Genomic DNA, 2009 nt, shown 5'->3' on the forward strand with positions numbered 1-2009 from the left:
CTGTCGGGCGGCCAGCAGCAGCGCGTCGCGCTCGCGCGCTCGCTCGTCAAGCGCCCGAAGCTGCTGCTGCTCGACGAGCCGATGTCCGCGCTCGACAAGAAGATCCGGCAGAAGACGCAGCTCGAACTCGTCAACATCATCGACAAGGTCGACGTGACCTGCGTGATGGTCACGCACGATCAGGAAGAAGCGATGACGATGGCGAGCCGCCTCGCGGTGATGAGCGAAGGCCGCATCGTGCAGATCGGCACGCCGGGCGAAGTCTACGAGTATCCGAACAGCCGCTTCTCGGCCGAATTCATCGGCTCGACGAACCTGTTCGAGGGCCGCGTCGTCGAGGACGAGCCCGACCACATCTTCGTCGAGAGCGACGATCTCGAAACACGCATGTACGTGAGCCACGGCGTGACGGGACCGCTCGGGATGCCGGTCGGCATCTCGGTGCGCCCCGAGCGCGTGCACGTCTCGCGCGAGAAGCCGAAGGCACCGCACAACTGGGCGCGCGGCGTCGTCACCGACATCGCCTACATGGGCAGCTACTCGCTGTATCACGTGCGGCTGCCGAGCGGCAAGACCGTCGTGTCGAACCTGTCGAGCTCGCATCTGATGCACGACGGCGCGCCGTCGTGGAACGACGACGTGTTCGTCTCGTGGTCGCCGGCGAGCGGCGTCGTGCTGACGCAGTGAGGAGCCGACGATGAGAACCTCCGCTTCCCCTTCGTCCGCGCCGGTGTCGCCCGGCGCCGTGCCGGCTGTCGCGGCGCCGCGCCGCCGCGCGCGTTTCCCCACGCTGTCTCGCCTGCTGCCGTCCGGGCGCAGCGTCGCGATCGGCGTGCCGTTCCTGTGGCTCGCGGTCTTCTTCGCGCTGCCGTTCGTGCTGGTGCTGAAGATCAGCTTCGCCGATCAGGTGATGGGCATTCCGCCGTACACGTCGCTCGTGCAGGTCAAGGACGGCGTCGTGCACTTCGCGCTGCAACTGTCGCACTACGCGTTTCTGCTGCAGGACGACCTGTACGTCGCGACCTATCTCAGCTCGCTGAAGATGGCGGCCGTATCGACGGTGTTCTGCCTGCTGATCGGCTATCCGATGGCGTACTACATCGCGCGCGCGGAGCCCGGCACGCGCAACGTGCTGATGATGGCCGTGATGCTGCCGTTCTGGACGTCGTTCCTGATTCGCGTGTACGCGTGGATCGGCATCCTGAAGGACGACGGCCTGCTGAACCACGCGCTGATCGCGCTCGGCATCATCCACACGCCGCTGCGGCTCTATCACAGCGACGCGGGCGTCTACATCGGGATGGTCTATTCGTACCTGCCGTTCATGGTGATGCCGCTGTACGCGCACCTCGTGAAGATGGACCTCACGCTGCTCGAGGCCGCATACGACCTCGGCGCGAAGCCGTGGGTCGCATTCACGCGCATCACGCTGCCGCTGTCGAAAAACGGAATCATCGCGGGCAGCCTGCTCGTGTTCATTCCGGCGGTCGGCGAATACGTGATTCCGGAGCTGCTCGGCGGCGCCGACACGCTGATGATCGGGCGCGTCATGTGGGATGAGTTCTTCAACAACATGGACTGGCCGATGGCGTCCGCGGTCACCGTCGCGATGGTGCTGCTGCTGCTCGTGCCGATGGCGTTGTTCCAGTACTACCAGGTCAAGGAACTGGAGGAAGCGAAATGATCAAGCCGAGCAAACCGCTGTCGACGGGCGTTCTCGCCTTCGGCTTCCTGTTTCTGTACATCCCGATCATCAGCCTCGTCGTGTACTCGTTCAACGAGTCGAAGCTGGTCACCGTGTGGTCCGGCTTCTCGCTGAAGTGGTATGCGGCGCTCTGGCAGGACGACGAGCTGCTGACGGCCGCCTGGCTGTCGCTGAAGATCGGCCTGCTGACCGCGACCGCGTCGGTCGTGATCGGCACCTGGGCCGGCTTCGTGCTCGCGCGCTTCGGGCGCTTCCGCGGCTTCACGCTCTACACGGGGATGATCAACGCGCCGCTCGTGATTCC

Annotated in this window: 3 protein-coding genes; all 3 read left to right on the plus strand. The window is 65.1% G+C overall.

Translation table 11 applies throughout. The features are described 5' to 3' along the window. A partial coding sequence (locus tag HMPREF3115_RS28255) for an ABC transporter ATP-binding protein (RefSeq protein ID WP_141751752.1) occupies positions 1 to 687 on the plus strand: 687 nt, incomplete at its 5' end. A 10-nt stretch (positions 688 to 697) separates the two neighbouring features. After that, complete coding sequence (locus HMPREF3115_RS28260; protein ID WP_070557046.1) at positions 698 to 1684, plus strand: ABC transporter permease subunit; 987 nt, start codon at positions 698 to 700, stop codon at positions 1682 to 1684. Next, positions 1681 to 2009: ABC transporter permease (locus tag HMPREF3115_RS32975; RefSeq protein ID WP_371089520.1), on the plus strand; the 329-nt coding region annotated here is incomplete at its 3' end. The genes HMPREF3115_RS28260 and HMPREF3115_RS32975, both read left to right, overlap by 4 nt.

This window comes from Burkholderia sp. HMSC10F09 (assembly GCF_001806955.1).
GTDB classification, from domain to species: domain Bacteria; phylum Pseudomonadota; class Gammaproteobacteria; order Burkholderiales; family Burkholderiaceae; genus Burkholderia; species Burkholderia multivorans.

Coding starts and splice junctions, on each gene's coding strand:
- HMPREF3115_RS28260 (WP_070557046.1), top strand. CDS start 698: ATGAGAACCTCCGCTTCCCCTTCGTCCGCGCCGGTGTCGCCCGGCGCC.